Origin of the sequence: Streptomyces sp. NPDC091682, from assembly GCF_044756625.1 — a bacterium.
GTDB lineage: Bacteria > Actinomycetota > Actinomycetes > Streptomycetales > Streptomycetaceae > Streptomyces.
The window spans coordinates 363,388-389,055 of the sequence record NZ_JBIVTH010000008.1 but is presented as its reverse complement, the minus strand read 5'-3'; the positions used below and the strand labels follow the sequence as shown (position 1 = coordinate 389,055).

At 73.0% G+C, this 25,668-nt stretch carries 27 protein-coding genes; 19 read left to right on the top strand and 8 right to left on the bottom strand.

The genetic code is table 11. The features are described 5' to 3' along the window. Nucleotides 1-466 precede the first annotated feature (466 nt). Both ACIQK6_RS21230 and ACIQK6_RS21225 read left to right on the top strand, forming a co-directional pair. On the top strand, nt 467-841 hold the full coding sequence (locus ACIQK6_RS21230) for a YbjQ family protein (RefSeq protein ID WP_266607592.1): 375 nt from the start codon (nt 467-469) through the stop codon (nt 839-841). A 70-nt stretch (nt 842-911) separates the two neighbouring features. Then, nucleotides 912-1,412: a GNAT family N-acetyltransferase gene (locus tag ACIQK6_RS21225; RefSeq protein WP_329095536.1), complete on the top strand. Its 501-nt coding sequence runs from the start codon at nt 912-914 to the stop codon at nt 1,410-1,412. 70 nt (nt 1,413-1,482) lie between these two features. Here the strand turns inward: ACIQK6_RS21225 and ACIQK6_RS21220 are convergent, their stop codons facing one another. Further along, a complete protein-coding gene (locus tag ACIQK6_RS21220; protein ID WP_402695261.1) occupies nt 1,483-3,288 on the bottom strand; it encodes a serine/threonine-protein kinase in 1,806 nt (601 codons plus the stop codon). 103 nt (nt 3,289-3,391) lie between these two features. On the opposite strand from ACIQK6_RS21220, the gene ACIQK6_RS21215 reads away from it, so the two are divergent. Together ACIQK6_RS21215 and ACIQK6_RS21210 are read left to right on the top strand one after the other, a co-directional pair. After that, complete coding sequence (locus tag ACIQK6_RS21215) at nt 3,392-4,027, top strand: class I SAM-dependent methyltransferase (protein WP_329095532.1); 636 nt, start codon at nt 3,392-3,394, stop codon at nt 4,025-4,027. After that, complete coding sequence (locus ACIQK6_RS21210; protein WP_402695260.1) at nt 4,024-4,296, top strand: hypothetical protein; 273 nt, start codon at nt 4,024-4,026, stop codon at nt 4,294-4,296. Before ACIQK6_RS21215 ends, ACIQK6_RS21210 begins: the two co-directional genes overlap by 4 nt. Nucleotides 4,297-4,525: 229 nt before the next feature. Here ACIQK6_RS21210 and ACIQK6_RS21205 read toward each other — a convergent pair whose 3' ends face one another. Beyond that, entirely contained in the window at nt 4,526-5,533 is a 1,008-nt protein-coding gene (locus tag ACIQK6_RS21205; RefSeq protein ID WP_402695259.1) for a DMT family transporter, read from the bottom strand. 29 nt (nt 5,534-5,562) lie between these two features. Here ACIQK6_RS21205 and ACIQK6_RS21200 point away from each other — a divergent pair, with 29 nt between their 5' ends. From ACIQK6_RS21200 to ACIQK6_RS21185, 4 genes are read left to right on the top strand one after another with little or no spacing between them, the layout of a single operon-like run. Then, complete coding sequence (locus tag ACIQK6_RS21200; RefSeq protein ID WP_329095525.1) at nt 5,563-7,092, top strand: PLP-dependent aminotransferase family protein; 1,530 nt, start codon at nt 5,563-5,565, stop codon at nt 7,090-7,092. 43 nt (nt 7,093-7,135) lie between these two features. Beyond that, on the top strand, nt 7,136-7,597 hold the full coding sequence (locus tag ACIQK6_RS21195) for an LAETG motif-containing sortase-dependent surface protein (RefSeq protein WP_402695258.1): 462 nt from the start codon (nt 7,136-7,138) through the stop codon (nt 7,595-7,597). An 8-nt stretch (nt 7,598-7,605) separates the two neighbouring features. Beyond that, nucleotides 7,606-8,286 (top strand): SigE family RNA polymerase sigma factor, encoded by a 681-nt coding sequence (locus ACIQK6_RS21190; protein WP_329095521.1) that lies wholly within the window; start codon nt 7,606-7,608, stop codon nt 8,284-8,286. Continuing rightward, a complete protein-coding gene (locus tag ACIQK6_RS21185; protein ID WP_402695257.1) occupies nt 8,283-8,786 on the top strand; it encodes a hypothetical protein in 504 nt (167 codons plus the stop codon). Before ACIQK6_RS21190 ends, ACIQK6_RS21185 begins: the two co-directional genes overlap by 4 nt. 21 nt (nt 8,787-8,807) lie before the next feature. Here the strand turns inward: ACIQK6_RS21185 and ACIQK6_RS21180 are convergent, their stop codons facing one another. Continuing rightward, nucleotides 8,808-9,260, bottom strand: coding sequence for a MarR family transcriptional regulator (locus ACIQK6_RS21180; protein ID WP_329095518.1), 453 nt, complete (start codon nt 9,258-9,260; stop codon nt 8,808-8,810). A gap of 205 nt (nt 9,261-9,465) precedes the next feature. On the opposite strand from ACIQK6_RS21180, the gene ACIQK6_RS21175 reads away from it, so the two are divergent. Both ACIQK6_RS21175 and ACIQK6_RS21170 read left to right on the top strand, forming a co-directional pair. Further along, on the top strand, nt 9,466-10,698 hold the full coding sequence (locus ACIQK6_RS21175; protein ID WP_329095516.1) for an MFS transporter: 1,233 nt from the start codon (nt 9,466-9,468) through the stop codon (nt 10,696-10,698). 117 nt (nt 10,699-10,815) lie between these two features. After that, complete coding sequence (locus ACIQK6_RS21170) at nt 10,816-12,447, top strand: glycoside hydrolase family 20 protein (RefSeq protein WP_329107405.1); 1,632 nt, start codon at nt 10,816-10,818, stop codon at nt 12,445-12,447. A 6-nt stretch (nt 12,448-12,453) separates the two neighbouring features. On the opposite strand, the gene ACIQK6_RS21165 is transcribed toward ACIQK6_RS21170, so the two are convergent. Both ACIQK6_RS21165 and ACIQK6_RS21160 read right to left on the bottom strand, forming a co-directional pair. Then, nucleotides 12,454-12,765: a DUF3040 domain-containing protein gene (locus ACIQK6_RS21165; RefSeq protein ID WP_329095514.1), complete on the bottom strand. Its 312-nt coding sequence runs from the start codon at nt 12,763-12,765 to the stop codon at nt 12,454-12,456. Between the two features lie 114 nt (nt 12,766-12,879). Next, entirely contained in the window at nt 12,880-13,698 is an 819-nt protein-coding gene (locus ACIQK6_RS21160; protein WP_329095512.1) for an endonuclease, read from the bottom strand. Between the two features lie 218 nt (nt 13,699-13,916). On the opposite strand from ACIQK6_RS21160, the gene ACIQK6_RS21155 reads away from it, so the two are divergent. Next, entirely contained in the window at nt 13,917-14,483 is a 567-nt protein-coding gene (locus tag ACIQK6_RS21155; protein WP_329095510.1) for a DJ-1/PfpI family protein, read from the top strand. 74 nt (nt 14,484-14,557) lie between these two features. Here the strand turns inward: ACIQK6_RS21155 and ACIQK6_RS21150 are convergent, their stop codons facing one another. Further along, entirely contained in the window at nt 14,558-15,379 is an 822-nt protein-coding gene (locus ACIQK6_RS21150) for a glutamate ABC transporter substrate-binding protein (RefSeq protein ID WP_329095508.1), read from the bottom strand. 491 nt (nt 15,380-15,870) lie between these two features. Here ACIQK6_RS21150 and ACIQK6_RS21145 point away from each other — a divergent pair, with 491 nt between their 5' ends. Further along, entirely contained in the window at nt 15,871-16,413 is a 543-nt protein-coding gene (locus ACIQK6_RS21145; RefSeq protein WP_329095506.1) for a TerD family protein, read from the top strand. Between the two features lie 157 nt (nt 16,414-16,570). Here the strand turns inward: ACIQK6_RS21145 and ACIQK6_RS21140 are convergent, their stop codons facing one another. Further along, complete coding sequence (locus ACIQK6_RS21140) at nt 16,571-17,203, bottom strand: TetR/AcrR family transcriptional regulator (RefSeq protein WP_402695256.1); 633 nt, start codon at nt 17,201-17,203, stop codon at nt 16,571-16,573. A 152-nt stretch (nt 17,204-17,355) separates the two neighbouring features. On the opposite strand from ACIQK6_RS21140, the gene ACIQK6_RS21135 reads away from it, so the two are divergent. The 7 genes from ACIQK6_RS21135 to ACIQK6_RS21105 all read left to right on the top strand — a co-directional run bounded on the left by ACIQK6_RS21135 (nt 17,356) and on the right by ACIQK6_RS21105 (nt 24,547). Then, nucleotides 17,356-18,210: a phosphatase PAP2 family protein gene (locus ACIQK6_RS21135; protein WP_402695255.1), complete on the top strand. Its 855-nt coding sequence runs from the start codon at nt 17,356-17,358 to the stop codon at nt 18,208-18,210. After that, nucleotides 18,207-19,097 carry a DMT family transporter gene (locus ACIQK6_RS21130; RefSeq protein ID WP_329095500.1) on the top strand — a complete coding sequence of 297 codons (891 nt, stop codon included), beginning with the start codon at nt 18,207-18,209 and terminating at the stop codon, nt 19,095-19,097. The genes ACIQK6_RS21135 and ACIQK6_RS21130 overlap by 4 nt, the downstream gene beginning before the upstream one ends. A 76-nt stretch (nt 19,098-19,173) precedes the next feature. After that, nucleotides 19,174-19,440: a GlsB/YeaQ/YmgE family stress response membrane protein gene (locus ACIQK6_RS21125; RefSeq protein ID WP_189744401.1), complete on the top strand. Its 267-nt coding sequence runs from the start codon at nt 19,174-19,176 to the stop codon at nt 19,438-19,440. Nucleotides 19,441-19,630: 190 nt separating this feature from the next. Further along, entirely contained in the window at nt 19,631-20,110 is a 480-nt protein-coding gene (gene rraA / locus ACIQK6_RS21120) for a ribonuclease E activity regulator RraA (RefSeq protein ID WP_356791014.1), read from the top strand. A 112-nt stretch (nt 20,111-20,222) separates the two neighbouring features. Further along, entirely contained in the window at nt 20,223-21,851 is a 1,629-nt protein-coding gene (locus ACIQK6_RS21115) for a peptide-N4-asparagine amidase (RefSeq protein ID WP_402695254.1), read from the top strand. Between the two features lie 27 nt (nt 21,852-21,878). Then, nucleotides 21,879-23,591 (top strand): serine/threonine-protein kinase, encoded by a 1,713-nt coding sequence (locus ACIQK6_RS21110; RefSeq protein ID WP_402695253.1) that lies wholly within the window; start codon nt 21,879-21,881, stop codon nt 23,589-23,591. A 50-nt stretch (nt 23,592-23,641) separates the two neighbouring features. After that, nucleotides 23,642-24,547 (top strand): squalene/phytoene synthase family protein, encoded by a 906-nt coding sequence (locus tag ACIQK6_RS21105; protein ID WP_329095492.1) that lies wholly within the window; start codon nt 23,642-23,644, stop codon nt 24,545-24,547. A gap of 24 nt (nt 24,548-24,571) precedes the next feature. Here the strand turns inward: ACIQK6_RS21105 and ACIQK6_RS21100 are convergent, their stop codons facing one another. After that, entirely contained in the window at nt 24,572-25,291 is a 720-nt protein-coding gene (locus tag ACIQK6_RS21100) for a transglycosylase SLT domain-containing protein (protein WP_402695252.1), read from the bottom strand. Nucleotides 25,292-25,668 lie beyond the last annotated feature (377 nt).

The following is a 25,668-nucleotide window of genomic DNA, read 5'->3' as shown; positions in this document are numbered from 1 at the left end:
ACCCCCCAGGTCATTCGTCCGACAGAGGGGACACAGTCATACCGGGCCCGGAGGCCAGCGGCCCCATTGCAGGACCGCGAAAAACATAACGGGGGGGACAGGGCGGTGCCGGCGGCTGAGCCGGCGGAGGAAAATCTACGGGCCCGCCGTCACCGCCCGCGCCCATCCAGGGGATGAGGCCGGAGTACCACTCAGGTAGGTGGCGCCGTACAACCTGATCGGTACGCAGGGGGTTGATGTGCGCGTGGGCGTACGTGGGTGTACGCGGGTACACGTCCGGCGCCGGCCCGGATCCGTGCAGGCTTCCGGTGCTCGGCGAGATCGTGTGGCGCGGCGGCTTCCCCGGTGAGGAGACACGCCCGGGCGCCCGCCCGAACCCGCCCCCGCGCCCGGCTCGCGCCCGGCTCGCGCCCCGCTCGCGCGGCCCGGGGTGCGGGCGGTGGCGGCCCGGGCGACAGTGGGTGCCATGGGTATCGATGACTACGGCGGCGGCGCCGGCGCGCACGAGACGGGCGTCCTCGTCGTGACGACCAACGACGTCCCCGGCTACCGGGTCGAGCGCGTCATCGGCGAGGTCTTCGGCCTCACCGTCCGCTCCCGCCACCTGGGCAGCCAGATCGGCGCGGGCCTGAAGTCGATGATCGGCGGTGAACTGAAGGGCCTCACCAAGACCCTGGTGGAGACCCGGAACCAGGCCATGGACCGGCTCATCGAACAGGCGAAGGCACGCGGCGGCAACGCCGTGCTGATGATGCGCTTCGACGTCACCGACGCCCAGGACGTCGGGACCGAGGTGTGTGCGTACGGAACGGCCGTGGTGCTCGTCCCCGCCTCGACCTGACTCCTCCCGCCCCGGCCGCCCCTCCCGCCCCGGCCGCCCGGGCCGCGCCCCGGGATGCGATGCTGCCTGCATGACCGAACCACACGAGGTCGTCGTCCTCCGCCGGCCGGGGCGCGCCCTCTCCGCCCGGGACGGGCTGGCCGAACTGCTGGCCGCCTACCACCTGCGCACGCAGGAGGAGAAGGGCGAGTCCGTAGCCGGCGTGGAGGGGCTGCCCGACCGCTACCGCACGGAGATCACGGATCCGCAGGTGGCCTTCGCCGGCGACGCCGTGTTCCTAGCCTCGGTCCGGGACGCCGCGGTGGGCTGCCTGGTGATGGCGGCCTCCGTGGACGGCCGGTCCGAGGTCAAGCGGCTCTGGACGGACCCGGAGTTCCGCGGGCTGGGCATCGCCCGCCGTCTCGTCGGCGCTGCGCTGGCCCATGCCGAGGAGAGCGGCCTCAGCGCGGTGCGGCTCTCGGTGTGGCAGTGGCGGGCCGGTGCGATCGCCCTGTACGAACGACTCGGATTCACCGTCACCGGGTCCTGGGACGAACGGGACCGGCTGGTCTGCATGGAACGTTCCGTGTGAAGTGTGAAGGAGCGCCGCTGTCGGTGAGCTGGTCCGGCCCGTCGTGCTCACGCCGAGCCCGCGGTCGCGCCTACCGCTTCCAGAGGGTCACTTCGGTGAGGTACGTCGGGACCTTGTAGACCCTGTCCGTCGAGGGCTCGACACTGACGATCTTGACCATGGCGAGATTGCCCTTCGTGGTGACGGTGCACAGCAGGTCGCCCTGGACGATGGCGCTGTCCGCGCCGCCGAGGTCCGACTGCGGCAGCCTTTCCGGAATCGGATCGGTGGCGGCCCCGGTCTCGCACTGCTCGGGGGTCGCGCCCTTGCTCTTGCCGAACGGGGTTCCGCTCTGGACGTCGTCGTAGCCCATGGCCAGCTCCCGGTCGTTGTAGCCGATGTCGGCGAACGGAGCCACCTTGGGGAAGTCGAGGTCGACCACGTTGATCTTGCCGAATTCCCTGGGCGCCAGGAACTTGACGGGCTTGTCCTTGAACACCACGGTGTAGGTGCGGCCGGACGCCTGGGGTGTGGGGGTGGCGCCGCCGCCCTGCGCCGCCGGGGCCACGTCCTTCGGCGCCTCCGCCGTCTTCTCCTTGCTCCCGCCCGCGGTCTGCCGGTCGTCGCCCTTGCCGTCCTCGCGCGTGACGTACCAGGTACCGCCCGCGGCGAGAGCGACCGCCAGGACGCCCGCGCCGACGGCCAGGGGCACGCGGCTCCGGCGCGCGGGGGAGGGCGCGGCGGGCGCGGCCGCCGCGGCGTAGGCGGGGGCCGGGGCGGGGGCGGCGGGCGCGCCGTACCCCGGGTGGCCGCCCACCGGTCCCTGGGTCGGCGCGTACGCCATGGCAACCGGCCCGGGCGCCTGCGCGGGCGCGTACGCGGGCGGGGTGGGCCCCGGAGCCACGGTCGGTGTGTAGGCCGGCGGGGGCGGGGCCTGCGCAGGCGCCCGGGAGGGAGTCGGAACCTGGGCCTGGGCTTGGGCCTCGGCCGACCGCTCGCGCCGCGCGATCTCCTCGGTCAGCGGCTCGGGAAGCCAGCCGTCGAAGTCGCGCAGTGCCCGGCCCGCGACGCGGCCGCACCACTCGGCGAGCTCGGCCGGGCCGGGTCGCTGCGCGGCATCGGAGTGCAGGCAGCGCTCCAGCAGTTGGCGCAGGGGCTCCGGGTAGCCGCTCAGGTCCGGGGCCTGCTGCGGGGTGTTGGCTATCGCGGCGGCGATCGAGAGGCCCGCGCCGTCGCCGTACGGGTGGCGGCCGGTGGCCACGACCGCCGCGATCAGACCCAGTGCGAAGACGTCGGTCGCCGGCGTGACCGTCCGGCCGAGCGCGTGCTCGGGGGACATGTACTGCGGGGTCCCGACGAACCCGCCGTTGCGCGTCAGCTGGGTGGTGTCGGTGGCCCGCGCGATACCGAAGTCGATCACCCACGGGCCGTTCGAACCGAGCAGGATGTTGCTCGGCTTGAGGTCGCGGTGCACCACCGAGGCGGCGTGGACGGAGTGCAGGGCCTGCGCCGTGCAGCCGATCAGCTGGAACACCGCGGGCAGCGGCAGCGGGCCGTGCGCGGCGAGAGCGTCGTCGAGCGCCAGGCCCGGCACGAACGCGGTCGCCAGCCAAGGCTGTTCACCACTGGTGTCGTGGTCGAGCACCGGCACGATGTGGTAGCCCTGCACGCGGCGGGCGGCCTGCACCTCGCGTTCGAAGCGGACCCGGAAGTCCTGTTCCTGGGCGAACTCGCGGCGGATGACCTTCAGGGCGACCGGCTGGTTCCCCCGGGTCCGCGAGAGGTAGACGGAACCCATACCGCCTTCGCCGATCTTCGCGAGCAGCCGGTACCCGGAAATCTCCTGCGGATCCTCCGGACCGAGCGGTCTCAGCACGGCGTCGTCGGTGTTGGACATGGGGCTCCCTTGATGATCACTGGCCTCAGATCCTAACGGGGGACGTCGCCCGTCACGGCACCGCGCCAGTACGGTGGTGCTCCGAAGACGAAGGGGCGGCCCGATGAGTCAACGCAAGTCGGCGGCAGAGGTGTTCGACGCGCTGGGGGAGCGCTACGAGGAGGTGTTCGGGCGGGTTCCCGGCCAACTGGCGGCCCTTGACTGGCTCACCGGCCGACTGCCTTCCGGGGCACGGGTGTTGGACGTCGGAAGCGGTACGGGACGGCCCACCGCCGAGGCGCTGGTGCGGGCCGGCTGCGCCGTCACCGGCATCGACGTCTCGTCGGCCATGGTCGAACTGGCCCGCGCCCGAGTCCCGCAGGCCCGCTTCGAGCAGGCCGACGTACGGACCTACACGCCCGAGCGGGCCGGCTTCGACGCGGTCTGCTCCTTCTTCCCGCTGCTGGTGATGGACCAGCCGGAGGTCGCGGGGGCACTGGACCGCATGGCGTCCTGGGTCGCGCCCGGCGGGTACTTCGTGATGGCCACGGTGCCGGGGGACATCCGGGGCCTGGACATCGAGTGGATGGGCCACGAGGTCACCGTTAGCAGCCTCTCCACGGCGGACCACCTGGCCCGGCTCGCCGACCTGGGCCTGGAGGTGCTGCACCACCACACCGCGCACTTCCAGCCCGCCGACGCCCGGGCGGTCCCGGAGGAGCACCTCTTCTGTTACGCGCGCCGGAGCGTGGGTTCATGACGGAGCCGGCCCCCGCGTGGGACGTGCGCATCCGGCACGCGTCGCGGACCGACAGCCATTGCCGGTCCATCAACTCCTGGGTTCCTCCGGTCGTGGAACTGCTGTGGCGCACGGCCCGGGCCAGTACGCTCGCGCGCTTCTTCCCCTTCTCCAGCCACAACTCCCTGCGCCTGCGGACGAGCTCCGATTTCGAGACCGCCGAAACCCTGGGCCCTTGCATCGTGTACTGCTACGACGACTTCAAGGCCCCGGACCGGAGGCCGGAGTAGTGGGTTTGGGACGTCTGGCCGCAGGACCCGTCACGCGAGCCCGTCCTGCGGACCTACGACGTCGAAGCCGCGGTGCGCGAGCTGGAGCTGCTGACCGCGGACTTCACGCCGGCGGCGTAGGTCGTCCCTGCCGGATCCCGTCGGGAGTCGCGGGCCCGGCACGATCCGAAGGAGGCGGCCCGGGCGCGGCCGGGCCGCCGGCGGACGGGCCTGCACCGCAGGGTCGTGCTCAGGGCCTGCCGGAGCGGTCCCGGCTGCGCCGCGGTGCCCGTGCGCCCGACTGCGGGGCGCGGTCGGGCCGCAGGCCCGCGGCCAGCCCCACGATCACCACCAGCAGGCCGAGCCACACGGCCGGGCCCGGGACCCCGCTGCCCGTGAGGACCCCCGCGCCGGCCGCGGCCAGGGGTGCGATCCCGGCCAACAGGCCGGCGCGGCCGGCGCCGACGGCGGCCACCGTGCGGTACCAGAGCAGGAAGGCCACCGCCGTCACCATGACGGCGAGGTAGCCGACGGCCGCCCACTGGGCCCGCCCCAGCGAGAACGGCCCGGCCGGGCCATGGAAGACGACCGCGAGCCCCGCCAGCATCAGCGCGCCCAACCACACCGCGTGCACGGACACCCCCCACGCCCTGTGCCGGCGCAGCACCGGCACCGCGAGCAGGGTGAAGGCGGCCTCGCAGCCCAGCGCGAGGGTCGCCCAGGCCACTCCCGCGGCGTCCGTCCGCCCCGTTCCCTCGACCAGGACGGCTCCGGCCACCACCACCGGAGCCGCCAGCAGCACCCGACGGCTGGGCCGCCGCCCTTCCAGGACGGGTCCGAGCAGACCCAACAGGATCGGTACGGAGGCCACCGCGACGGCGATGACGGCCGGTTCGGCGTGCGCGACCCCGCGGACCACGGCCACGTTGAACAGCACCAGCCCGGTCGCCGCGATCCCCGCCAGCCACAGCCACTCCCGTCCCCGCGGCCGGTGGATCGGCACGCGGGCGACCCGGGCCAGACCGAACAGCAGCAGCGCGGCGGCCGCGTACCGGACGGCCTGGGTGGCGAACAGCGGGGCGTCGACGAGCGCCCGCGAGACCGTGACGCTACTACCGACCAGTGCCATCCCGACGATTCCCGGAACCAGGTCACGGAACCCGGTGGATCCGGCGGGAGGGGCAGAGGCGGTGGTCGAGGCGGAGGCCGTGGTCGAAGCGGGCGAAGGGGCGGCGTTGGAAGCGGGCCGTGTCTGCATGAGATCCAGCGTGACCCCACAATGGCCCCATGAGCAGGTCCAATGAAGGCGATACCCAGGGGTCCAAAAGCCCGAGCGGCTCGGACTTCCTCCAGCTCGACGTCGGCCAGGCCCCGCCGGGCGGCCGCACCGAATGGCTGGCGGGCCGGCTCCGCGCAGCCATCGCCGACGGCACCCTTCCGATCGGCAGCCGGCTCCCGGCCAGCCGGGTCCTCGCCGCCGAACTGCGCGTCTCCCGGGGGCTCGTCACCGAGGCCTACCAGCGGCTCGCCGAGACCGGCCAGGTCAGCGGCCGGGGCCGCGGCGGCACCGTGGTCGTCGCCGCCCCACTACCGGTGGCCACTGCCTCCCGCCCACCGGAGCGCGGCGGGCTCGTCGACGCCCTGCGCGCCGTGTCGTGCCGGATCGACCTGTCACCCGGGGTCCCCGACCTCACCGCCTTCCCGCGCACGGCTTGGCTACAGGCAGAGCGCCGGGTCCTCGCCTCGCTCACCCCGGCCGACTTCGGATACGGGAACCCCCAGGGCGCGTCCGCACTGCGCGGGGCGGTCGTCGGCTGGCTGGCCCGGAACCGGGGGATCCGGGCCGACCCCGACGAGGTGGTCGTCGTCGCGGGCGTCGCCCAGGCGCTGGCGCTGCTGGCACACGTCCTGCGGGAGGAAGGCGTCCACCGGATCGCGGTGGAGGACCCGGGCTCGCTCGGTGCCCGGCAGCAACTGGAGTACGGGCGAATGGAAACGGTTCCCGTACCGGTGGACGAGGCCGGGCTGGACGTGGCCGCACTGCGGGCGAGCGGGGCGGGGGCCGTCCTGCTCACCCCGGCGCACCAGTTCCCGACCGGGGTCGTCCTCGACGGCGAACGCCGCCGCGACCTGCTCGGCTGGGCGGCCGCCGGGGGACTGGTCATCGAGGACGACTACGACGCCGAGCACCGCTACGACCGGGCCCCCGTCCCCGCGCTGCGCGCCCTGCTGCCCGAGGCGGTCTGCTACGCCGGCAGCGTGTCCAAGCTGCTCGCCCCCGCCCTGCGCCTGGGCTGGCTGCTGGTCCCGCCGCGCCTGCGCGACGCCGTGACCGCCGCCAAGCGCTACGCCGACCTCGGCAATCCGGTCCTCGCCCAGTTGGTCCTCGCCCGACTGATGGACTCGGGCGAACTGGAACGGCACCTGCGCTTCGTCCGGCGCCGCCACCGTCGCCGCCGCGACGCCATGCTCCGGGCCATCGCCGAGCTGTTGCCCGGCGCCCGGGTGCACGGCGCAGCGGCCGGTCTGCACCTGATGGTCACCTTCGACGGCGCCGGCTTCGACGACACGGCCCTGGCCTCGGCGGCCCTGGCCCTGGGGGTCAAGACCCACCCGCTGTCCTGGCACCGGGTCCGGCCCGGCCCGCCGGGCCTGATCCTCGGCTACGCGGCGGGCTCGGCCGGAGAGATCGAAGAGGGCATCGCCACCCTGGCCACGGCCCTGAATGGGGTCCCGGACGGGCCGCCGGAAACCGGTCGGAAAGTTTTTCCGGAACGGCGGCAACCTCCCGGGGGGTCGCGCGTCGTGCGGGGGTGAAGGGCGCAGAACCGCGTCCTCGACCCGACCGTGGAGAACCACCGTGAAGAACCCCAAGCGCGTCTCCCCGGCCTTCCGTCGGACGGCCGTCACCACTGCCGCCGCCGTGCTGGCCGTCGCCCTCGCCGGTCCCGCCTTCGCCGCGAGCGGCGGCTCGGCCGCGCCCTCCCCGTCGGTCAGCGTGCCGGCCAGTGCGTCGCCCACCGCGGGCGGTCCCAAGCCCTCCCCCTCGGTGAGCACCCCGCCGAGCGCGGGCTCGGACGCGCCGAGCGCGTCCCCGAGCGCCGCGCCCAGCGCCCGTCCGTCGGCTCCCTCGGACGCCCGGCCCAGCGCTTCCCCCTCCGAGCCCGGCGCCGCACCTGCCGCACCGGCCGCACCCGGCGCGGCGGAGCTCGCGCATACTGGCTCCTCGGCGACGACCATCGCCATGGGGGCGGGGGCCACGGTTCTGGTCCTCGCCGGCGCGGGAGCCCTGTACGCCGTGCGGCGCCGCGCGAACAGCTGAGGAACCCCGTGCTCCAACTCGCTCCACCCGTCGGCCCCCTCACGCCCGGCTTCGGCCGGGCGTGGCGGGGCCTTTGGTCGTTGCTGCGCCGGGAACGTTCCGCCCCGCCGGCCTCCCCGCGGTCGTACGACTCCTCGTACGGGTCCCCGTACGGCTCCTCGTCGCCCTGGCCCCATGACCGCACGGGCCACGGCGACCAGCGGCCGCCCACCGTCAGCGAGCTCTACCACGCGCACCGTTTGCGGATGGTCCGGCTCGCGGTGCTGCTCGTCGACGACCTGGCCACCGCCGAGGACGTGGTCCAGGACGCCTTCACCGCCCTCTACCGGCGGCACGGGGAGCAGATCACCGAGGTCGACAACGCGTTGGGCTACCTGCGCACCGCGGTGGTCAACACCTCGCGCTCGGTGCTGCGCCGTCGGCGCACCGTCCGGGCCTGGACCCCGCCCGCGGCTGCCGACATACCGTCCGCAGAGGACCACGTGGTCCTGGACGAGGCGTACCGCGAGGTGCTCGCGGCCCTCGGCCGGCTCACGCCGCGCCGCCGTCAGGTGCTGGTGCTGCGGTATTGGGCCGATCTCAGCGAAGCGGAGATCGCGGCCACCCTCGGGATCAGCCGGGGAGCGGTGAAGTCCAACGCGAGCCGCGGCCTGGACGCCCTGGAACGGATTCTGGAGGGACGGATATGACGCGTGACGGCGAACGGCTCGCCGAGCGCCCCGTCGAGCGCCGGCTGCGGCAGGCCCTCGACGCGCGCGCGGACAGCATCGACGTCCGCAGCCTGCGGCCCGCGGAGCCGCCGGGGACGCACCCGGGACGGCTGCCGATGGCCGGGCTGCGGCGGTTCGCGCTGCCGCTGGCGGGCCTGGCGGCGGCAGCGGCCGCCGGGATCGGGTACCTCCTGCTCGCCCCGGATCCGCCGCCCGGGCCGGGGCTGCCGGCCACCCCGCCGCGGATCACGGCCCCGGGCCCGTCCCCGCAGGACCCGACGTCACCCGCCCCGCAGCCCTCCGCATCCGGGCGGCGGACCCCGTCCGTGTCCTCGCCCCCCACCGGGTCGGTCAGCCCGTCCCCGTCGGTCCCGGCCTCGCCCCGGGCATCTGGGTCGGAGCCCCCGTCGGCGAGCCCGTCCGCCGCGCGGGGAGGCATCGTCACCTCCTCGCCCCCGCCGAGCCCCACCCCGCGCTGAGCCGTCCGGCGGGGCCGCCGGTCAGCCCCGGAGGTTCTCCACCGCCGTGACCAGCGGGGCGAGTTCAGGGATGTGCGAGGCCTCGTCCAGGGCCTCGCGCAGGGCGCTGTCGTTGGTGGGGCGGGCCGCGGCCAGCAGGGTCAGGCCCGCCTCACTGACATCGGTGTAGATGCCCCGCCGGTCGGTGGCGCAGATGTAGCGGTTCAGCAGGCCGCGGTCCTCCAACCTGCTCACCAGCCGGGTTGTCGCGCTCTGGCTGAGCACCACCGAGTCGGCGACCTGGTGCATCCGCAGGTGACCGCCCGGGCCGTTGTGCTGGCGGCTGAGGACGTCGAGCAGCGAGTACTCGCGCACGCTCAGGCCGTGGCCGGCCTGCAGGGCCCGTTCGATGTGCGCCTCGATCCGCCCGTGCAGGAGGGAGAGGGCGCACCAGCCCTGGGAAAGGGCAGTGAGCGCGCTGTCCGTGGCCGTCATGGCTCCTCCGTCGAAGCGTCCGGGGCTGGGTGTGGGACCACCAGGATAGTCCACGTGCGCAATAGCCCGCGCTTGCAAATATCCCGCGTCTGCAATTAACGTTGGACGCACGAAAGCGGCGACTGCATCAATCGCCCCCGATCGCGATCAAGCCGTCGTACTGCCGCACCCGGCACCACCTCCTCCCCTGAAAGACACCTCTCCCATGCCCCTCGCACTCCTCGCCCTCGCCGTCGGGGCCTTCGGGATCGGCACCACCGAATTCGTGATCATGGGCCTGCTCCCCGAGGTCGCCGGCACGTACGGGGTCTCGATCCCCACCGCGGGCTTCCTGGTCACCGGCTACGCCCTCGGCGTCGTCCTCGGCGCGCCCCTCATGACCGTGCTCGGCACCCGCATTCCCCGCAAGCGCATGCTGATGCTGCTCATGGGCCTCTTCATCGCGGGCAACGTGCTCTCCGCCCTCGCCCCCGTCTTCGGCGTCATGCTCGCCGGCCGCGTCGTCGCCTCACTCGCCCACGGCGCCTTCTTCGGCATCGGCGCCGTCGTCGCCGCCGAACTCGTCGCCCCCGAGAAGAAGGCCGGCGCGATCGCCATGATGTTCACCGGACTGACGGTCGCCAACGTCGTCGGCGTCCCCCTCGGTACGTTCGTCGGCCAGACCCTCGGCTGGCGCGTCACCTTCCTGATCGTCGCCGCGCTCGGCGTCGTCGGTCTGCTCGGCATCGCCCGGCTGGTACCCGAGCTGCCCCGACCCGAGGGCGGGGTGCGGATCCGCCGCGAGCTCGCAGCCTTCCGCAACGTCCAGGTGCTGCTCGCGATGGCGATGACCGTCCTCGGCTTCGGCGGCGTCTTCGCCGCGATCACCTACATCACCCCGATGATGACCGACGTCGCCGGCTTCGCCGATACCTCCGTCACCTGGCTCCTCGTCCTCTTCGGTCTGGGCATGGTCGCCGGCAACCTCATCGGCGGCCGGTACGCCGACCGCGCGCTGATGCCGATGCTGTACGTGGCCCTGGGCGCCCTGGCCGTCACGCTCGCCGTCTTCACCCTCACCGCCCACACCAAGGCCGGCGCGGCGCTCACCCTCGTACTGATCGGCGCCCTCGGCTTCGCCACCGTCCCGCCGCTCCAAAAGCGCGTCCTGGACCAGGCCGCCGGGGCGCCCACCCTGGCCTCGGCCGTCAACATCGGCGCCTTCAACCTCGGCAACGCCCTCGCCGCCTGGCTCGGCGGGCTGGTGATCGCCGCCGGCCTCGGCTGGACCGCCCCCAACTGGGTCGGCGCGGCGCTGGCCGCCTCCGCGCTGGTGCTCGCCCTCGCCTCCGGCGCGCTGGAGCGCCGTACGGCACGGCGCGCGACCCACGGCGACCGGGGCACGGTCGTGGCGGCCGGCGCACCCGAGGCGACCACGGCCGTCCCCGCCCACCACTGATCCGCCCCCTGCCCCGTGCGCAGGCACCCGTCCGAGAGCGCCGGGTCCGGCCTTGGGCCGTCGGGTCGCGCGTCCGTGTCCTCCGTGCCACGTTGGTACGGGGGACACGGGCACATGATGAGCACACCGAGACGGCATGAGAGGTTCCGCACCATCGCGACGGCAACGGTCGCCGCGCTGGTCACCCTTGCCCTCCCGGGCTGTACGGCGGCCTCCGACGAGGCGCGCGCCCCCAGTGCCCCGGGTTCCTCCACCGGCCCCGCCACGACGGCGGCGGTCCCGGCCGAGGCCGCCCCCACCCCCGCTCCGACCCCGTCCCACCCCCTGTCCACGGCCCCGCGCACCATCCCGGCGGTACGGGAGCACGAGCCCGCCCGCGGGCCCGGCTGGAAGCCCACCCCCGATGCCCGCGTGGTCGTCGCCCCGGACGACACCGCAGCGCTCTCCGACGAGGCCGAGCTGCTCGCCGGTGAACTGCGCATCGGGTACGGGGCGTCGGCGGCGCCGCGCGCCGGTGACGTGGAACTGTCCCTGGACGCGGGGGCCCCGGGTGGACCCGAGTCGTACACCATGGTCGTCAAGGACGGCCGCGTCCGGATCAACGGCCCCGACCAGGCCGGGGTCTTCTACGGCACCCGCACCCTCAAGCAGGCGGTGAAGGGCGCCGGTTCGGCTCCCGAGGGCACCGTGCGCGACGCCCCCGCCAAACCGCAGCGCGGCCTCAACCTCGACATAGCCCGCAAGCACTTCAGCCCGGACTGGATCGAGGACCGACTGCGCGAAATGGCCGACCTCAAGCTCAACCAGCTCGGCCTGCACTTCTCCGACGACCAGGCCTTCCGCATCCAGTCCGACACGCACCCCGAGATCGTCTCCACCCCGCACCTGACCAAGGCCCAGGTCCGCGAGATCAACGCGCTCGCCGCCCGGCTGCACATCACGGTGGTTCCCGAGATCGATTCGCCCGGTCACCTCGGCGCGGTCCTGCGCGCCCACCCCGACCTGCAGCTGCGCGACACGCAGGGGCGGGCGGTCAAGGGCGCCGTGGACATATCCAACCCGGCCTCCGCCAAGCTGGTCGACGACCTGCTGCGCGAGTACCTTCCGCTCTTCCCCGGCGGGGCCTGGCACCTGGGCGCCGACGAGTACCAGGCGCTGGTCTACCGGGACCCGCAGGCCTCCTTCCCCCAGCTCGCCCGCGCCGCCCAGCAGCGGTACGGGCCCTCGGCGCGGGTCCAGGACCTGGCGACGGGCTGGCTGAACGACCGCGCCGCCGTGGTCCGGCCGTCGGGGAAGGCGCTCAAGGCCTGGAACGACGGGTTCTTCGCGGGCGGGGTGACGAGCGCCGCCAAGGACATCCAAGTCGAGTACTGGACCGGCAAGGAGAACGGCGCCCGGCCGCCGCTGGAGTACCTGCGCGAGGGCCGCAAGCTCGTCAACCTCAACGACGAGTACCTCTACTACGTGCTGGGGGAGCCCAACCAGTTCACGTACCCCACGGGGAAGCGGATCTACGAGCAGTGGACCCCGCTCGTACTGCGCGGCACGACTCCCGTCCCGGCCTCGTACGGGCCGCAGATCCTGGGCGGTCGCCTCGCCGTCTGGAGCGACCTGGCGGGCGCCCAGACCCAGGCCCAGGTGGCCGCGGGCATCCAGGCTCCGCTGGCCGCGCTCTCCCAGAAGGTGTGGGACGCGCGGACGCCCCAGCTGCCCTGGTCCGACTTCAAGGCCCTCGCCGACCGGCTCTGACCGGTCCTACGGCCGCCCCGTGCGGTCGACGCGCGCACGTCGGCGCCGGAGCCACTGACCGACCAGCGGCAGCGCCAGGATCACCGCAGACGTCCAGACGGCGGCGAAGACCCAGATCAAAAGCCGGGAGACGGTGACCGAGGCCGCCACGAACAGCACCGCCGCCGCCGCACCGAGCAGCCAGGCGGCCACGGTGCGGTGACGCCGGTGGGACGTGGCGGACCGCAGGATCCGGTCGAGGGAACGGTCACCCTTGAGTTCGGCCTCGATCGCGGAGAGGGCGCGCTGCTCGCGATCGGAGAGTCCGGCTCCGTCCATCACGGCGTACCTCCGCCGGCTGCTGCCGTCGGGCGCGGGTCGCAGCCTCTGGCCAGGGGAATACCCTGCCTGACGCGGCCCAACCCCGGAGGACGCCGTGACTGCGGGCCCCGGTCACCAGATGGAGTTGACCCACTCCGGGTGGTCGATGAACGGGTTGCGGTTGTGCTGGTACCGGTCGAATATGACCTGGTTGCGGCGCTGCTCGAAGGCGTCCGGCGGGTCCATCTGGTTCCACTGCTTCAGCAGGCTGATCCGGCCCATCGCGGGAGCGGAACCGTTGTTGACCTTGTCGTTCAGCTCCAGGTTCGCGAAGCCGTCACCACCGTCGTAGCGGACGGCCATGTACAGCAGCATCCGCGCCACGTCGCCCTTGACCGCGTCGCGCGGCTCGAAGGAGTTGGCGTCGGTCAGGCTGCCGGGCGCCTCGCCGACCGGGCTGCCGCCCTTGTCGAAGTCCTTGTTGCCCCGGGTGCTGTTGACGGTGACGTCCTCCGGGCGCAGGTGGTGCAGGTCGGTGCCCGGGCCGGTGGCGGTGCCGAAGTCGCCGTGGCTCTTGGCCCAGACGTGCTCGCGGTTCCAGTCGTTGACCCCGCCGCCGTTCGTCGCCTTGGACTGGGAGCGGCCGGAGTAGACCAGGATGACGTTGTTGGGGTTCGCCGGGTCCTCGTCGGTGACCTTCAGGGCGTTCCACACGCCCTCGTAGGTCACCTTGGACTGGGTCTTGATGATGTCGTGCAGGGCGGTCTTCAGCGCGGGCCCGGTCTTGCCCTGGGCGCCGGCGTAGTAGTCCGCGTACGGGTCCGCCGCGGCGACCGTCGGGTTCTGCGGGGTGGCCGGGCGCTGCTGGCCGGCGGACGCGGCCGCCGGTACGGCGACCAGGGCGACGGCGGCGAGGCCGGCAGCCCAGGGGGTCAGGCGCGAGATTCTCATCGGGTGGGGGGTACCTCTCCATACGCACCGTCCCCGCCCGGGGAATTGGCGGAGTGTCAGTGGCAGTGCGAGGGTCACATTGTCATGTGCCGAACAGATGAAGACCATGTGTCGGGACTGGGTGATCTTCGTGTGTGCCGGCCGCGCGCCGCGGGCAGGGTAGCGGTGGCCCCCGGCGGGGCCGCAGCGACCGTGACCAGCCCCATCTGGAGCAGCCCATGGCAGTGAAGATCCTCATCGTGACCGGCGACGCGGCCGAATCGCTGGAGGTCCTGTATCCGTACCAGCGCCTGCGCGAGGAGGGGTACGAGGTCCACATCGCGGCGCCGCAGGTGAAGAAGTTGCGGTTCGTGGTCCACGACTTCGAGGAGGGCTTCGACACCTACACCGAGAAGCCCGGCTACACCTGGCCCGCCGACCTGGCCTTCGCCGACGTCGTCACCGACGACTACGCGGCCCTGGTCGTCCCGGGCGGCCGGGCGCCGGAGTACCTGCGCAACGACCCCGAAGTGCGCCGGATCCTGGCCGCCTTCGCGGAGTCCGACAGGCCGATCGCCCAGATCTGCCACGGCCCGCTCATCACGGCCGCGGCCGGGGGCCTGGCCGGCCGCCGGGTGACCGCGTACCCGGCGCTGGAACTGGACATGAAGGCGGCCGGGGCCGAGTTCGAGGACTCCGAGACCGTTGTCGACGGCACCCTGGTCTCGGCCCGGGCCTGGCCCGACCACTCCCGTTGGATGCGGGAGTTCCTGACGGTGCTGCGCGGCAAGGCCCCGGTGGCCTGAGCCGGATCACGGATCACACGGGCGGCCGTGACCCCCTACGAGGGGTCACGGCCGTCGGGTCGTGTCGGCGGGCGTCAGCTCACGGGGATGATCGCCGGAGCCGGCTCGTACCGGTAGTTCTCGCCGAAGTTTTTCTTCACGGCCGCCTCCCAGGAGCCGTCGGCGACCATCTTCTTCAGCGCGTCGTTGATCTTGCCCTGGAGCTCCTTGTTGCCCTTCTTGACGCCGATGCCGTAGTTCTCGTTGCTCAGGCTCTGGCCGAGGAGCTTGAACTTGTTCTCGTTGCCCTTCCGGGCGGCGTACCCGGCCAGGATGGAGTTGTCGGTGGTCATGGCGTCCACGCGGCTCTCCTGGAGCGCGACGACGCAGTCCGAGTAGCCGCCCATTTCCAGCAGGCCCGCCTTGGGGGCGAGGTTCTTGCGGAGGTTCTCGGCCGAGGTGGAGCCGGAGACCGAGCACAGGCTCTTCGTATTGAGGTCCTCGGCCTTGGTGATCGAAGCGTCGCCGGCGCGCGTCATCAGGTCCTGGTGCGCGACGAAGTACGGGCCTGCGAAGTCGACCTTCTCCTTGCGCTTCTCGTTGATCGAATAGCTCGCGACGACGAACTTGACCTCGTTGTACTGGAGCAGCAGTTCGCGGTCGTTGCTGTAGACCTGCTTGAATTCGATCTTGTCCGACTTGTAGCCGAGCTCCTTGGCCACATAGGTGGCGACGTCGACGTCGAATCCGGAGTAGGTGCCGTCGGTCTCCCGCAGGCCTATGCCGGGCTGGTCGAACTTGATGCCGATGGCGAGGGTCCCGTCCCCCTGGTCCCCATCGTCGAAGACGCCGCACCCGGAGGCGGTCAGGGCGATCGCGATCACTGCGGCGACCGCACCGGCCTGGGGAACCTTCATGCTGCACTCTTTCCTGGGGAACGCGGGACGCGTCACGGGATTGCCGATGGCGCCTGGAACCGCGCGAACGTGGGGGACGTCTGGACGCGTGTACGAGGAAGCTAGGAAGCAGAACGGCTTATCGTCACTAGATTTGAGCAAAACTTGAGGATAACGATCCGGACAGTCGTCGATCGTGCGGTTGGTGCAGGTCGCAACGGGGGAAAGGGGCGGCGCGAAAACGGGTCCGGAGTGACGGGACGGCAATGCGTCGCTATGGGGCGAAAGGGTGCAAATCCCTTTTGTCCGTACCGTGTGGGCTGTCCGAATCCGGTATGCACGCGCTTCCGTCCGACCGGGGGAATCTCCCTTTCGGCGCGAGGGTGGGCGACGGCGGCCGGACCGGATCGCCGAACCGGCCGAAATGGCCGGAAGCGTGCGGTTGTTCGGGCCGGGCCGGAGGGGTCGTGGGATCATGGACGGGCAATGCCCGTGAACGAAGGGGGAGTTCGGTGACCGGTGTACGCAAGGGCCTGGCCAAGGTGGAGTTCGCCCTGCGGTGGGACCCGAGCCCGACGGGCACGCCCGCGAACGACCTCGACATAGTCGCCGCGGTCTACGGCGCCGGTGACCTCCACGGGACGCCCGTCCAGCTCGTGCACTTCGGCAGCCGGTCGCCGGACGGGACCATCACCTTGAACCGGGACAGCCACACCGGCCAGGGCTTCGGCTTCGACGAGGTGATGACCATCGAGCTGCACCGGATTGCGCCGGGGTCGAGCCGAGTGGTGGTCGGCGTGGTCATCCAGAACGCCGAAGCCGGCGGCGCGGGCCCCGTGAAGACCTTCGCCGACATCGGCGGCGCCGGGTTCCGGATCCGGGAGGGCCACACCGATCTCGCCCAGGGCGACTTCGCGGCCGTGACCGCCGCCACCGCGGCCACCGTCGCCGAATTCACCCGAGACGCCTCGGGGCCCTGGTCCTTCGACCTGCGACTGCACGGCTTCGAAGCCGACCCGGAGGCGTTCGCCCGGACCATGGGCGCGCCCCGCTGAAGTCGGCCGTCCGGGCCGGTGCGGAGCCGCACGGATCGGACGGCGGCCACTCCTGGGGTGAGTGGCCGCCGCCCGGTCCGGGTGGCGCGCTGCCGCCGTCCCCACGAGGCAGCGCGGGCAGGTCGCCGTCAGGTCATCAGGACGGCGGCCCGCCGGTTCAGGGGGTCCGCTCGGCCGGGGGGCCGGTGCGGCGGGACGGTGCGAGGCCCAGGGACGGGAGCATCACGGCGTCCACGAACCGGACCAGGTAGTCGGCGTCCGCGTACCGCCCTTCCAGTACCGGCCGGATCCGCAGGACGCCCATCAGCTGGGCGGGCAGGAACTCCACGGCCGGATGGTCCGCGGCGATCTCACCGCGCGCCACGGCCCGTCCGACCATCTCGGCGAACGCGGCCAGCTCCGGCTCGACCAGTGCCTCGCGCAGCGCGGCCTGGAGTTCCTCGTCGCTGAGCACGGCGTGCCCGAGGGCCTGTGTCAGTCGGGTGTCCCTGCCGGAGGTGCCGGCCGCGATCCGGGCCGCCTCGCGCAGGTCGCCGGCCAGTGACCCGGTGTCCACGGCGACGAGGGTGCCGCGGCGGCCCGCGCGCAGGGCGGCGGCGACGAGCTGGGGCTTGGTCTTCCACTGCCGGTAGAGCGTCGACTTGCCGCAGCTGGCCCGGGCGGCAACGCCCTCCATGGTCAGGGCCTCGTAGCCGTACTCGCGCAGCTGCTCCAGGACGGCGTCGTAGAACTCCTGCTCACGCTCCGGGGTGATCTTGGAGCGGCGGGCGGGGGGCGGCGTCGACGTCATGGATGCGGCTCTCCTCGGGGCGCCTCGGCTGCGGGTTCCACTACGGAAGTGTACGGGAACGCGACCGTATCGGTACACCAGCGTATCGATACGCCAATGTATCGATACACTGGCGTGTCGCTGTGCGCGTAAACAGGAAGAGAGACCGGGGGATGAGCTCCCACACCACACCTGCCGGGCCGGCAGCCGGACCGAGAGCCGCGCGCCGCCGCCTCATACGCGAGCTGCTGCTCGTCGTGGGCTTCTTCGCCGTCTACAAGGCGGGCCGGTTGCTCTCGACCGACCGCACGGACGAGGCCTTCCGCAACGCGGCGCGCACCTGGGACGCCGAGCGCTTCCTGCACCTGCCCGGCGAGGGCGCGGTACAGCGGTTGCTGCTGCACGGGGACGCCCTCGTCACCACCGCGAACACCTACTACGCGGTCGTCCACTTCCCCGCGACCGCGCTCTTCCTGATCTGGCTCTACGTCCGGCGCCCCGCCCACTACCTGTGGACGCGCCGCGTACTCGCCGGACTCACCGGTGCCGCCCTCGTCCTGCACCTGGCCTTCCCGCTCGCGCCCCCGCGACTCCTCGACGCCGCGGGGCTCATCGACACCGCCCAGGTCTACGGGCCCACCGTCTACAAGGCCGCACCGGCCGAGGACACCCTGGCGAACCAGTTCGCCGCCATGCCCTCACTGCACTTCGGCTGGGCGCTGATGCTGGCGCTCGGCGTGATCGCCGCCACCTCCTCGCGGTGGCGCTTCCTGTGGCTGCTGCACCCGCTGCTGACCCTGCTCGTGATAGTCGGCACCGCCAACCACTACTGGCTCGACGCCGTCGTGGCCGCCCTCCTGCTGTGGGCGGCCCTGCTGCTCGTCCCCAAGCCGCGCACGAGCGATCCCGATCCGGACCGGGGCCGGGGCCCGGACGCGCGAACGGGTCCGGAGCCCGACCAGGACGTCCCCGTACGAGGCCTGCCGCGCCCGCGGAGCGCGGACTCGGCCGTAGGAGCCCGACGATGAACGACACCACCCTCGCCGTCGGGCTCTGCCTGGCTTCGGCCGTGGCCTACGCAGCCGCCGCCGTCGCCCAGGAACGGCTCGCCCGGGCCGCCGTCGCGCGCACCGCCAAGGCCCTGCTGGGCTCCGGGGCTTGGTGGTGGTCGGCGGGGCTGAACGCCGCCGCCGCGCTGCTGCACGCGGCGGCCCTGCGCTACGGCCCCCTCACCCTCGTGCAGCCGCTCGGCGCGCTCACCCTGGTGGCCGCCGTCCCGCTGGGGGCGCGGCGGTCCGGCCGCCGGGTGGCGGCCACCGAATGGCGGGGCACCCTGGCCACCGTCGCCGGTCTCGGCCTGCTGCTGCTCCCGGCCTCCGGACCGGCCCCCGACGACACCCTCACGCTGATCGAGGCGCTGGCCGTCTCCGGCGCGACCCTCGCCGTGATCATGATGCTGACCGCGGACAAGGACCCGCGCTCGGGGCTGCGCCACGCGACCGCCTCCGGGCTGGCCTCCGCGGCGGCCTCCGCCCTGACCCAGACGGTGGCCGTGGCGGCCGGTCGCGGCGGAGCCCTGCTCAGCGTCCGGGTCGTCTCCGTGGCCCTGCTCGTCATGGTGTTCGCCGTCGGCGGGATGCTCCTGTCACAACGGGCCTACCGCGGCGGTCTCGGCGCCCCGCTGGCCGTGGTGAACCTCGCCAACCCGCTGGCCGCGGCCGCCATCGGCATGGTCCTGCTCGGCGAACGACTGCAGGGCGGAGTGCCGGGACTGCTGCTGGCCGGCGCCGGAGCCTTCCTGGCGGCGCGCGGGGTGGTCCTGCTCACCCGGACGCCCTCCGCCGGCGCGGGTCCGGGCACCGGCCCCGTCACGGGCGCCGAGCTCCCCGTAGCGGCTGGCCGCGTGGCGGTCTGAGCGGCGGTGAACCGATCCGCCGGCGGGCGCGTCCTCCCAGGAGAACACCCGAACGACCGAAGCGGAGTGACTGGACATGGGGATCGTCAGCTGGATCATCCTGGGACTGCTGGCCGGGGGCATCGCCAAGGTCCTGCTGCCCGGCCGTGACCCCGGTGGCCTGATCGGGACCACCCTCATCGGCGTCGCCGGCGCCTTCATCGGCGGCTGGCTGTCGGCGAAGGTCCTGGACAAGCCTATTCAGACCGAGTTCTTCGACCTCGCCACCTGGGGCTCCGCCATCGCGGGCTCACTGGTCCTGCTGATCGGCTACCGCATCCTCTTCGGCAACTCCCGGAACTGACCCGGCCGCACGCGGTCCGGTCCGGTCCCCACCACCGCCCGGAGCCGCCCGCCAGCCCGGCACGTTCCAGCCGATTCGGGCCGCCCGCACCGCAGGTGCGAGACGCCCCGCCGCGCCGGACCACCGGCGGATTACGCTGGCCGCACCACCGCGACGTACGCGCACGAGCAGCGAGGAAACCGGTAGCCAGATGAGCGTCACCCCCGTCCCCACAGCCGACTTGTACGACGAGTACGGCGAGTCCCTGGCCATCTGCGCCACCGGGTTCCGCCAGTTCGGCGGCCGCAGGCTGTTCGCCGGTCCCGTACGGACCGTGCGCTGCCACGAGGACAACGCGCTGCTGCGCACCCTCCTCCACACGCCGGGGGAGGGCGCTGTCCTCGTCGTGGACGGCGGCGGTTCGCCCCGCACCGCCCTCGTCGGCGACCTCATCGCGGGCGCGGCCGAGGCCAACGGCTGGGCCGGCCTGATCGTCAATGGCTCGGTCCGCGACAGCGTCGCCCTCGGCGGGCTCGACCTCGGCATCAAGGCGCTCGGCACGGTTCCCCGCAAGAGCGGCAAGACCGGTGACGGCGCGGTCGACGAGCCCGTGACCATCGGCGACGTCACTTTCCGCGCCGGGGACACCGTCCACGCGGACGACGACGGCGTGGTCGTCCTGCCCCGCTGACGTCCTGACCGGAGCCGGCGAATCCGGCGGGGCCCGGTGCGGTCCAGAACCGGCCAGGGGCGGAGCACCGGCCCTGGCCCGGCCCCGGCGGGCCGGGTTTCACTGCGGGCCCATGAGACGACACAGGATCACCGGCCTGCTCGGCGCGATCGCGCTGACCGCCGCCACCCTGGCCGCCGCGGGACCCGCGTACGCCGCCGGGACCCCGGCCGCGGACCCGCCGCCCGCCGAGTTCGGCACCGACTGGCACGACCCCCTCACGGCCGCCCCACCCGTCGCCCGGCCCGCGACCCGGTCCTGCCGGGTGACCCTCGCGGAGGCACAGTTCCGCGACTTCACGCCCTACCGGGGCAGTTACGCACCGCCCGCCGCCTGCGGCGCGACCGGCTGGGCCAAGGTGGTCCTGCGCCTCGACGGCAAGGTCAAGGGCCGCCAGTACGACCGGCTCGGTCACCTCTCCCTCGGCGGGGTCGAGATCCTGCGCACGTCCACCCCGCAGCCCTCGCCCGACGGCATCACCTGGTCCGTCGAGAAGGACGTCACCCGCTACCGCGATACCCTCGCCCGCCCGCAGCCCGTCGAGATGCTCATCGGCAACGTCGTGAACGACACGTACACCGGCGTCATCGACGTCAAGGTGACCCTGACCTTCTACGCCGCCGACGGCCGCAACCCGGCCCCGGACACCCCCGACCGCGTCCTGCCCCTCACCTCCCCGTCGGTCACCACGCCGCGCAACACGGAGCGCCTCCTCGCCGAGGTGTACGCCACCGGCTCGGGCGGCGGCTGCGAGGAGTACTGGTACATGACCACCCCCGACGCGGCCCCGTACTCCTGCAAGGCAGCCGACGGCCCGTACCGCGAGGTGCAGATCTCCGTCGACGGACGGCTCGCCGGCATCGCCGCGCCGTTCCCCACCGTCTGGACCGGCGGCTGGTCCAACCCCTTCCTCTGGTACGTCACCCCCGGCCCGCGCGCCTTCGACGTCCAGCCGATCCGCTACGACCTCACCCCCTACGCCGCCCTCCTCAACGACGGCCGGCCGCACCGCATCGAGGTCTCCGTAGTCGGGGTCCCCGCCGGACAGAGCGGTTGGAGCACCCCCACCAACCTCCTGCTCTGGCAGGACGAGGCCCGGGAGGTTGTCACCGGCGCCCTGACCCGGTACGAGCCGGGCGATCCGACCGGCCGCTCCCGCTGGACGCCCGCGGCCCCCGGCGCGCAGCACCGCCTGGACACCGAGGGCGGACACCGGCTCACGGTCGCCGGACACCTGAACACCTCCCACGGTCGCGTGGCCACCACCGTCACCCGCGTCGTCCGGGGCACTTCCGTGCACCGCTGGACCGACGGCGAGAACCAGGACGCGCTCACCGCCACCTGGACCGACGAGGAGAGCGTGACGCGGGGGCCGACCACCACGCGGACCGACCGCACCTACACGATGGACGGCGAGACCACCCTCGGCGCCGGCGACCGGCTGCGCACCGTCCTCTCGCTCGGCGACCGCGCCGACACCGTCACCCTGCGGGGCGGCAAGCCCGTCGACGGCTCCCGGCTCGACGACCGGTACACGGGCGACGCCACCTACACCGCTAACGTCCCGCGCGACCAGCGGCACGCCGTCGCCACCACGTCCGCCCGCTACCGGTTGTACGGTTCCGCAGCCCCGGGCGGGTGTTACGACCGGACGGTGGCCACCGCCCAGGGCGCGCTCACGGTGGACCGCCGACACTGCTGATCCGGCCGCCCCCTACGATGAGCGGCCATGGATACGAGTGAGGCCGGCAGACAGCTGATCGACGGCCGTTTCGAGCTGGTCGCCCCCCTGGGCAGCGGGGGCATGGGTACGGTGTGGCGCGCCCGCGACATCGCCCTCCATCGTGAGGTCGCGCTCAAGGAGGTGCGCCCGCCGGACCCGGCGACCGCCGCCGCACAGCCCGGCCTCGCGGACCAGATGCGCGAACGCGCCGTCCGCGAGGCCCGCGCCCTCGCCCGTCTCGCCCACCCCCACGTGGTGACGATCCACCACATCGTCGAGCCCGCGGAGGGCACGGACGGGCACCCGTGGATCGTCATGGAGATGGTCCGCGGCGGTTCCCTCTACGACCGCCTCGAGTCCGGCCCCATGCCGCCCGCCGAGGTGGTGCGGCTCGGTCTCGACGTGCTGTCCGCGCTGCGTGCCGCCCACGCCGAGGGGATCCTCCACCGCGACGTGAAGCCCGCCAACGTGTTGCTCCGCCCCGACGGGTCGGCCGTGCTGACCGACTTCGGCATCGCCGCGCTCCACGACTCCACCGGACTCACCGCGACCGGTGTGCTGATCGGCTCCCCGGAGTACATCGCACCCGAGCGGGTCCGCGGGGAGGAGGGGTTGGCCGCCTCCGACCTGTGGTCGCTCGGCATGCTCCTCTACGTGGCCGCCGAGGGGACCAACCCGCTGCGCCGGGCCACCAGCCTGGCCACGGTCGTCGCCGTGCTCGACGAGCCCATTCCGGCGCCCGTGCGCTCCGGCCCGCTGGGGCCCGTACTGGAACGGCTGCTCGTACGGGACCCGGCCGCCCGGCCCGACGGGGCTCAGCTGGAACAACTGCTCCGGGCCGCGAGCGCCGCTCTCGGATCCGGCTACGCGGCGCCGGTGGCCGCTGCGCCGGTCGCCGCCGCGCCGGTGGTCTCCGTGCCTCCCGTTTCCGCGCCGGCCGCGCCCGGTGTCCCGGGTCAGTACGGCCCGTACGGCGGCCCGTACGGATCGCCCACCCCGCCGCCGTACGGCCAGGGGGCCTCCCCCTACGCGGCCTCCACCACGCCCGTCGCGCTGACGCCCGCGGCGCGCAGGCGCCCGGCCCTGATCGGCGCCGCGCTGACCGTGGTGCTGGCGGCCGCGGTCGTCGGGATCGTGCAGTTGATGCCCGACGGGAACTCCGGGGACGACGACGCGGCCGACTCCCGCGCCACCCGGCCCGCCGTCGCCACTCCGGGCGGTACCGCGGCCGCCACCCCCGGTGCGAAGGCGAGCACCTCGAAGACCGACACGGCCCGCGGCAACATGCTCACCCCGCAGAACATCCGGATCGCCCTGGACGCGCTCAAGGAGAAGACCGGCACCACCACCTTCGTGGACCTCAAGGTCTACGAGGGCTACGTCCTCGCCTCGATCCCCACCGCCCCCGGCGCCGATACCGTCGACGCCTGGCAGTACCGCGACGGCGCCGCCAAGCGCACGGGCCCGGACGGCACCGTCGAGGAGGGCGAGCCGCTCATCGACATGGCCGCCGTCAACTGGGACGCGCTGCCCGGCCTGCTGGAGCAGTCCAAGAAGGACCTGGGTGTCGAGAAGCCGACCTCGATCTACGTGATCGTCGAACCCTGGATGATGGACCAGGTCCCCTGCATGCGGCCCTACATCAGTGACGAGTACGGTCGCGGCGGCTACGTGCTCGCCGGAATCGACGGCAAGGTCAAGAAGGTCACCAAGCTCTGACATCGTCTACCCGTACGCACGTACGGTCCGACGCGTTCAGGAGTACGACCATGCCCAGTTGGCGCACCACCCTCACGGGGGCCGGCATATCCGGCCCCCGGCTGCGCGACGACTACACCCGCGCCGCGCGCCGGGTGCTCCGCCGCGAGCCCGCCCCGTACCTGGCGCTGCGGCTGCTCGCCGCGCCGCAGCTGGTGCCCGCCCTCGCCGCGGGTCTCGCCTTCATGAACCTGGTCGACGACACCGCCGAGACCGGTACCCCGCAGCAGCGGGCCGCCGGACTCGCAGCGCTGTCCGGGCGGGTGGAGGCGGCCCTGGAGTCCGGGGACAGCCCCGATCCCCTCCTGCGGGCCTATGCGCACGCGGTGGACTCCCGCGGCTTGCCGCCGCACTGGGTCTCCCGCTTCCTCCGGGGCGCCGCCACGGCCGAGGCCGGCTTCGACGGCTTCGCCGCGGAGGAGGACTTCCAGGCCTACCTCGACGCCTACGCGTGGCCCGGGGTGCTGGTCTTCACCGGACTGCAGTACCAGGGCGGCCCCGACCCGGAACAGGCCGCGGGCTGGCGGCGGTTCGTCGACGCCGCCCAGCGCGTGGACTTCCTCGCCGACCTCTGCGGGGACCTCGCGGACGGCCGGCTCTGCATCCCGCGCAGCCGGCTCGACGAGCACTCCGTCACCCGCGCCGACCTGGAACGGGCCCGCGACACCCCGGCCGTGCGCGCCCTCCTGGCCGCCGAGTGCCGGCGGGCCCGCACGGCCCTGGACGCCGCCCACGGCATCGGCGACCTCGCCGAACCCGGGCTGCGTCCGGTCATCGCGACCATGACGGAGCTGATGGCGCACCAGCTGACCGCCGTGGAGCGGGCGGGGGTCGCCGCCCTGCGCCGGGACATCGGCTACGGCCTGGCGGCGCCCCTGCGGATCCTCGTCCGCGCCGCCCGGCGTCGCCCGGTGTGAACCGGCGCGGGGGTTTCCCGGCTTCTAGTAGGCCCCGTTGACGTTGTCGATCGAGCCGTAGCGCGCGGCCGCGTAGTTGCAGGCGGCGGTGATGTTCGCGACCGGGTCGTAGGAGTTCGTCGAGGTGCCGGGCACGTGGTAGGCGCGGAAGGTCGGATCGATGACCTGGAGCAGCCCCTTGGACGGGATGCCGTTGCGGGCATTGATGTCCCAGTTGTTGATCGCCAGCGGATTGCCCGAGGACTCCCGCATCACATTGCGGTGGATTCCGTTGTAGGAGCCGGGAATTCCGTGCTCGGCCATGACGGCGAGGGACTCGCGGATCCACCCGTCGAGATTGTTCGGGTAGGCGGTGGCGGGCTTGGCGGCGGCGGCCGCGGGCTTGGCAGCGGGCGTGAGGGTGGTCCGGGCAGCGGACCTGCTCGCGCGGTCGGTCCCCGCCTGGGTGCCGAGCTTCAACTTGATGCCGGGCCGGATGATCGACGGGTTGTCACCGACGACGCTCCGGTTCGCTGCGTAGAGCTGCTGCCAGCCGCCGCTCACGGAATGCGTCGCTGCGATCTCCGAAAGGGTGTCGCCCGCGACCACGGAATACGTCGTGGGAGCGGCGGCCGTCTCCGCGGCCCCGGCGGTGGTCGCACCGATCAGCGGGAGAGTGAGGGCCGCGCCACCCGTACCGGCGAGCGCCAGCTTGCGGGTGATCCGGTAGTGCTTCGGCCGACGGTGCTTACCCTTTGCAGGCATGGCGGAATTCCTCACGTGGGGGGACGGGAGATCCCGGGTGGCGGCCCTACTAGGCAGCTGACCACCAGGAACGAGGTGACCGTAGGCGAGCTCGCCGCGCGGGAACAAGACCCGAATTCCACCGATAGATCGACATCTCGCTATCGATCGGGTAAATGACCTTGAAGGGGTATCGGTGTAATAGCCGATTCCCTTTCCGGGAAAAGGGAATCGGCTGTCTGTCGGAAATGATGTTGACGTTTTCGGTGTGGCTCACATCACGGGTCGTCGACCGGACGGCCAATACGGGCAAGTCCGCTCTCTAAGTGCCTCATTCGGGCGACCCGCCCATAGGTGCTAAATCGCCCATTCAGGACTCTTTCGGGCAGGTTTTCGGC